Raw genomic sequence first — 6,049 nt, 5'->3', positions numbered from 1 at the left:
CTGGTCCCGTTTTTTTTTTGTGTTTTGTGTTTTTATCCACCCCTTCCCCCCCCCCCCTCCCCACCCACGCGGCGGGGGGGGAACTGCGCGAGCAGCCCCCACCGACCCGCAGACGAACCCCGCACCCCCCGGAGGGCTCCGCGGGGAACTGCGCGACCAGCCGCCACCGACCCTCAGACGAACACCGGGCCCACTGCATCGCCGGGGTGGCACGAGGGAGCGGGATTCGGAAGGGTGGACCCATGCGTATCGCCTATCGCGTCGAGACTGTCCGTGCCGCCGAGCAGGAGCTCATGGCCCGCCTCCCCGAAGGCGCCCTCATGCAGCGCGCCGCCGCCGGTCTGGCCGCTGCCTGTGCGGGGATTCTCGGGCGGGTGTACGGCGCCCGCGTCGTCGTCCTCGCGGGCAGCGGCGACAACGGCGGTGACGCGCTGTACGCCGGGGCCCGGCTGGCCCGGCGCGGCGCGGGTGTCAGTGCCGTGCTGCTCGCCCCCGACCGCGCCCACCCCGACGGCCTCGCCGCGTTCCGGCGCGCGGGCGGGCGGGTGGCGGACGACCCGTACGACGTGCTCGCCGGCGCCGACCTCGTCCTCGACGGCATCACCGGCATCGGCGGCCACGGCGGTCTGCGCCCCGACGCCGTCCCCGTGACCCGTGCGGCCCGTGGGTCGAACGCCCTCATCGTCGCCGTCGACCTCCCCAGCGGGATCGAGGCCGACAGCGGGGAAGTCCTGGGGGAGGCGCTGCACGCCGACGCGACCGTGACCTTCGGCGCGTACAAGCCGGGCCTGCTCGTCGACCCCGCGTACGCGTACACCGGCGCCGTCCGCCTCGTCGACATCGGCCTCGAACCCCACCTTCCCTCCGTACCGGACTGCGAGGCGCTGCAGCACGCCGACGTGGCGCAGCTGCTGCCGGTGCCGACGGGGGAGAGCGACAAGTACCGGCGCGGGGTCGTCGGCATCGTCGCCGGGTCCGCGCGCTACCCCGGCGCCGCCGTGCTCGCGGTGGCGGGCGCGCTGCACGGCGGGGCGGGGGCCGTCCGGTACGTCGGGGACGCCGCCGACGACGTCATCGCCCGCTTCCCCGAGACGCTGGTCTCGGCGGGGCCCCCGGCGAAGGCGGGCCGCGTCCAGGCCTGGGTCGTCGGCCCCGGCCTCGGGGACGCCCCGGGGGTCGAGGATGTCCTCGCCGCGGACGTTCCCGTGCTGGTCGACGCGGACGGGCTGCGCGGCCTGGACCCGGCGGCGGTACGGGCGAGGACCGCGCCGACCCTGCTCACCCCGCACGCGGGGGAGGCGGCGGCGCTGCTCGGGGTGAGCCGGGCGGAGGTGGAGGGCGCACGGCTCCACTCCGTACGCGAACTGGCCGACCGGTACGGCGCGACCGTCCTCCTCAAGGGTTCGACCACGCTCGTCGCCGATCCGGGCGGCCGCGCGCCGGTCCGGGTCAACCCGACGGGTACGCCCTGGCTCGCCACGGCGGGCAGCGGCGACGTCCTCTCCGGCCTGGCGGGCTCCCTGCTGGCCGCGGGCCTCTCCGCCCGGGACGCGGGCTCGGTCGCGGCGTACCTCCACGGCCTGTCCGCCCGCCACGCCGCGAACGCGGCCCCCCTGACGGCATCGGCCGTCGCCTCGTCCCTGACGGACGCCTGGCGCGACGTCTACGCCTGATCCCCGGGCGGCCGGGTTCGTCTGCGGGCCGGTGGGGGCTGGTCGCGCTGTTCCCCGCGCCCCTTCTTGGCCCGGTGTTCGCCTGCGGGCCCGGTGGAGGTTGCTCGCGCCCACGCGGCGGAGCCGCGCAACGTCACAGCCCCGCGCCCCTGGAGGGCGGGGCCTGCGACCCCTGCCCATCGCCACCGGCCGCCCCCAACCCCCCAGGGGCGGGGGAACTGCGCGACCAGCCACAGACAGCCCGCAGACGAACGGGGACCGGGGCGGAGCCCCGAAGCGGGGTGCAGGGGCCGCAGGCCCCGCCAAGGGTGCAGGCCCCGCCAAGGGTGCAGGCCCCGCCAAGGGTGCAGGGGGCGTAGCCCCAGTCCGGGGTCCGGGGCGCAGCGCCCGGGAAAATCACCTCACCCCCCACCCACCCCCGGAGGGTTCGGGGAAGGGGCGGGGTGGGGGAAACAAAGCCCGCCCACCCGCGCGGCACCCCCCACACCCCACCCCCCACCGCTTCGCTGACCCCATGAGCGAACGACACCCCCGCCCCGGCCGACGCAAACGCACCGCCGTCCACCTCGCCCTCGCCCTCGCCGCCTCCCTCACCCTCTGCGGCGCCTACCCCGTCCCGCCGCACCCCGGCCCCGGCCCGAGCCCCGCCGCCCCGGCCCCCGCACCCCCCACCCCCGGGAGTCCCGTCCCCGCCGACTCGCTCGTGCCGGGCGAGCCGCGGGCACCGGGGCAGGTCGCGTATCTCATGGACACGCCCGACCAAGTGCTGCCGCCGCTCGTCTACGAGCCCACCGCCGCCGAGGAGGCCGTCGAGCCCGCGGCGCCCGCGGCGGGTGTGGAGCGGATCGTCGAGTACGTGCCCGGCAACGAGGTCGGCACCGCCGCGTGCAGCCGGCAGGCCGGGCCGTACCAGCGGCAGGTCGAACGGTGGCTGAAGCTGGCGGCCGACGGGAAGCAGTCAGCCGCCGACTGCGCCGCGATCCGCCGCTTCCAGACCGATCACGGCATCCGGCCGAACAGCGGCTTCGCCGGGCCCGCCACCTGGGGCACCATGCGGCTGCTCTCGGCCCGGGCCAACCCCAACGCCGCCGGCCGCTGCCCGGTCCGCAAGAGCCGGATCGCCTGCGTCGACCTCGACCGGCAGCTCATGTGGGTGCAGAACCGTACAAAAGTCACCTTCGGGCCCGTCGTCATTCGCAGCGGGCGGCCCGGGTACGCCACCCGTACCGGCACCTACCCCGTCTACTGGCGGCACAAGAACCACTGGTCGACCATCTACCACGCGCCCATGCCGTACGCCCAGTTCTTCAGCGGAGGGCAGGCGTTCCATGCCATTTACGACAACATCTACTCCACCGTCGGGTCGCGCGGATGCGTCAATCTGACCTACTCGGACGCCAAGCGGCTGTGGGGCGCGCTCGCCAAGGGTGACCCGGTGCACATCTGGGGGCACAGGCCCGGCGCCTGAGCCGGGGGCTCAGCTCTGAGAGACTGGGCGCGATGACCGCGATGACTCAGACAGTGCACACGCGAGCCCGCGCCGAGATCGATCTGGCCGCCCTGCGCGCCAACGTCCGTGCGCTGCGCGCCCGTACCCCCGGCGCGCAGCTCATGGCTGTCGTGAAGGCGGACGCGTACGGGCACGGCGCCGTGCCGTGCGCCCGGGCCGCGATCGAGGCGGGCGCCGCCTGGGTCGGCACGGCCACCCCGCACGAGGCCCTGGCGCTGCGCGCGGCCGGGATCGGCGGGCGGATGCTCTGCTGGCTGTGGACGCCCGGCGGGCCCTGGCGCGAGGCCATCGAGGCCGACATCGATGTATCGGTGAGTGGGTTGTGGGCCCTGCGGGAAGTCACCGAAGCCGCTCGCGCCGCCGGGTGCGTCGCCCGGGTCCAGCTCAAGGCCGACACCGGGCTCGGGCGCAACGGGTGCCAGCCCGCCGACTGGCCCGAGCTCGTCCAGGCGGCCCTCGCGGCCCCCGAGGTCCGTGTCACCGGCCTCTGGTCGCACTTCGCCTGTGCCGACGAGCCCGGTCACCCCTCCATCGCCGCCCAGCTCACCCTCTTCCGTGAGCTGGTGGCGTACGCCGAGAAGGAGGGGATCGAGCCCGAGGTGCGGCACATCGCCAACTCCCCGGCCACCCTCACCCTCCCCGAGGCGCACTTCGACCTCGTACGGACCGGGATCGCCATGTACGGGATCTCCCCCGCGCCCGAGCTCGGCACCCCGGGCGACTTCGGGCTGCGGCCGGTGATGACGCTCGCCGCGTCCGTGGCGCTGGCCAAGCAGGTCCCGGCGGGCCACGGCGTCAGCTACGGGCACCACTACGTCACCGAGCGCGAGACGACCCTCGCGCTGGTTCCGCTCGGCTACGCGGACGGCATCCCGCGGCACGCCTCCGGGCGCGGGCCCGTGCTCCTCGGGGGTCGGGTGCGGACGGTGGCGGGCCGGGTGGCCATGGACCAGTTCGTGGTCGACCTCGAAGGGGACACCGTCGAGCCGGGCGCGGAGGCGGTCCTGTTCGGGCCGGGCGACCGGGGCGAGCCGAGCGCCGAGGACTGGGCGCGGGCCGCGGACACCATCGCGTACGAGATCGTCACCCGGATCGGTTCGCGAGTGCCGCGCGTCCATCTGAACGAGAATTCCGACAGCTGAACCCGCGGACCACAAGGAGCGGCACGGTGAGCGAGACCAGCACGGGGGACGTGGCGCAGGCGGCCGTGGGCAGCTGGCGCCTGGCGGGTCTGGCCGGGGCCGCGATAGGCGTGGTCGCGGCGGGGGCCGCCGCCGGGGTCGCGGTCGAGCGGCTCACCGTCGGGCGCGGCATGCGCAAGAAGGCGCGCCTGGCGCTGGACGCGGCGGGGCCGTACGGCGCGCTGCGCGGCATGCCGGGGTGCGCGTACTCCGACGACGGCACCGAGCTCTACTACGAGACCGACGAGGCCGAGCCGTCCGCCAAGGTCAACGGGGCGCGCAAGCGGCGGCTGTTCGGCCGCAAGGCGCCCGCGCCCGTCACCGTCGTCTTCTCGCACGGCTTCTGTCTGAGCCAGGACGCCTGGCACTTCCAGCGGGCCGCGCTGCGCGGGGTCGTCCGGACCGTCCACTGGGACCAGCGCAGCCACGGCCGCTCGGCGCGCGGTGAGGCGCAGGCGCAGGGCAGGCCCGTCACCATCGACCAGCTGGGCCGCGACCTCAAGGCGGTGCTCGACGCGGCCGCCCCCGAGGGGCCGCTGGTGCTCGTGGGGCACTCGATGGGCGGCATGACGGTGATGGCGCTCGCCGACCAGTACCCGGAGCTGATCCGCGACCGGGTCGTCGGCGTCGCCTTCGTCGGCACGTCCTCGGGCAGGCTGGGCGAGGTCAGCTACGGGCTGCCGGTGGCGGGGGTGAACGCGGTGCGCCGCATCCTGCCCGGCGTGCTGAAGGCGCTCGGCTCGCAGGCGGAGCTGGTGGAGCGGGGGCGGCGGGCCACGGCCGACCTCTTCGCCGGGATGATCAAGCGGTACTCGTTCTCCTCCAAGGACGTGGACCCGGCGGTGGCCCGGTTCGCGGAGCGGATGATCGAGGGGACGCCGATCGACGTGGTGGCGGAGTTCTACCCGGCCTTCGACGACCACGACAAGGAGGCGGCGCTCCAGGTCTTCGCCGAGGTGCCCGCGCTCGTCCTGGCCGGCGACCGCGACCTGGTCACGCCCAGCTCGCACAGCGAGTCCATCGCGGACCTGCTGCCCGACGCCGAGCTGGTCATCGTCCCGGACGGCGGGCACCTGGTGATGCTGGAGCACCCCGAGACGGTCACCGACCGGCTGGCGGACCTGCTGGTGCGGGTCGGGGCGGTGCCGGAGGCGACTAACGTTGGCACGTATGGAAGCACCGCACAGCCAGGCCACTGACGCCACGACCCGGCTCACCCTCGACTCCCCCGCCGAGATGCAGGAGTTGGGCCGCAAGATCGCCAAACTGCTCCGCCCGGGCGACCTCGTCCTGCTCACCGGCGAGCTCGGCGCGGGAAAGACGACGCTGGCGCGCGGCCTCGGCGAGGGCCTCGGGGTGCGCGGCGCGGTGACCTCCCCCACCTTCGTGATCGCCCGGGTCCACCCGTCCCTGACCGGCGGCCCGGCTCTGGTGCACGTGGACGCGTACCGGCTGGGCGGCGGTCTGGACGAGATGGAGGACCTGGACCTCGACGTCTCGCTGCCGGACTCCGTGGTGGTCGTGGAGTGGGGCGACGGCAAGGTGGAGGAGCTCTCCGACGACCGGCTGCACGTGGTCATCGACCGGGTGGTCGGCGAGACGGACGACGACCGCCGGGTGGTGACCGTGGCCGGTCTGGGTACGCGGTGGTGGGGAGCCGGGATCGAGGGCTTGTAGCCGCCGTG

5 protein-coding genes are annotated in these 6,049 nt (G+C 75.1%); all 5 read left to right on the top strand.

Annotated features, from left to right (window positions below; translation table 11 throughout):
• Positions 1-242: 242 nt before the first annotated feature.
• The 5 genes from ACZ499_RS16880 to tsaE all read left to right on the top strand — a co-directional run bounded on the left by ACZ499_RS16880 (position 243) and on the right by tsaE (position 6,041).
• Positions 243-1,673, top strand: coding sequence for an NAD(P)H-hydrate dehydratase (locus ACZ499_RS16880; RefSeq protein ID WP_468675740.1), 1,431 nt, complete (start codon positions 243-245; stop codon positions 1,671-1,673).
• Positions 1,674-2,187: 514 nt separating this feature from the next.
• Positions 2,188-3,141 carry a L,D-transpeptidase family protein gene (locus tag ACZ499_RS16875; protein ID WP_468675739.1) on the top strand — a complete coding sequence of 318 codons (954 nt, stop codon included), beginning with the start codon at positions 2,188-2,190 and terminating at the stop codon, positions 3,139-3,141.
• 41 nt (positions 3,142-3,182) lie between these two features.
• Positions 3,183-4,325, top strand: a complete 1,143-nt coding sequence (gene alr, locus ACZ499_RS16870; RefSeq protein ID WP_468675812.1) for an alanine racemase — start codon at positions 3,183-3,185, stop codon at positions 4,323-4,325.
• A gap of 26 nt (positions 4,326-4,351) precedes the next feature.
• Positions 4,352-5,563 carry an alpha/beta fold hydrolase gene (locus ACZ499_RS16865; protein ID WP_468675737.1) on the top strand — a complete coding sequence of 404 codons (1,212 nt, stop codon included), beginning with the start codon at positions 4,352-4,354 and terminating at the stop codon, positions 5,561-5,563.
• Positions 5,535-6,041, top strand: a complete 507-nt coding sequence (tsaE, locus tag ACZ499_RS16860) for a tRNA (adenosine(37)-N6)-threonylcarbamoyltransferase complex ATPase subunit type 1 TsaE (RefSeq protein ID WP_468411273.1) — start codon at positions 5,535-5,537, stop codon at positions 6,039-6,041. Before ACZ499_RS16865 ends, tsaE begins: the two co-directional genes overlap by 29 nt.
• Positions 6,042-6,049 lie beyond the last annotated feature (8 nt).

Source organism: Streptomyces sp. NPDC031265 (genome assembly GCF_055570295.1).
Note: the sequence above shows the minus strand (reverse complement) of the source record. Positions and strands in the feature narration are given on the sequence as shown.

What these genes read in the sequence shown, in the direction of transcription:
- ACZ499_RS16880 (WP_468675740.1), top strand. Translation starts at nt 243, where the DNA reads ATGCGTATCGCCTATCGCGTCGAGACTGTCCGTGCCGCCGAGCAGGAG.
- ACZ499_RS16875 (WP_468675739.1), top strand. Translation starts at nt 2,188, where the DNA reads ATGAGCGAACGACACCCCCGCCCCGGCCGACGCAAACGCACCGCCGTC.
- alr (WP_468675812.1), top strand. Translation starts at nt 3,183, where the DNA reads ATGACTCAGACAGTGCACACGCGAGCCCGCGCCGAGATCGATCTGGCC.
- tsaE (WP_468411273.1), top strand. Translation starts at nt 5,535, where the DNA reads ATGGAAGCACCGCACAGCCAGGCCACTGACGCCACGACCCGGCTCACC.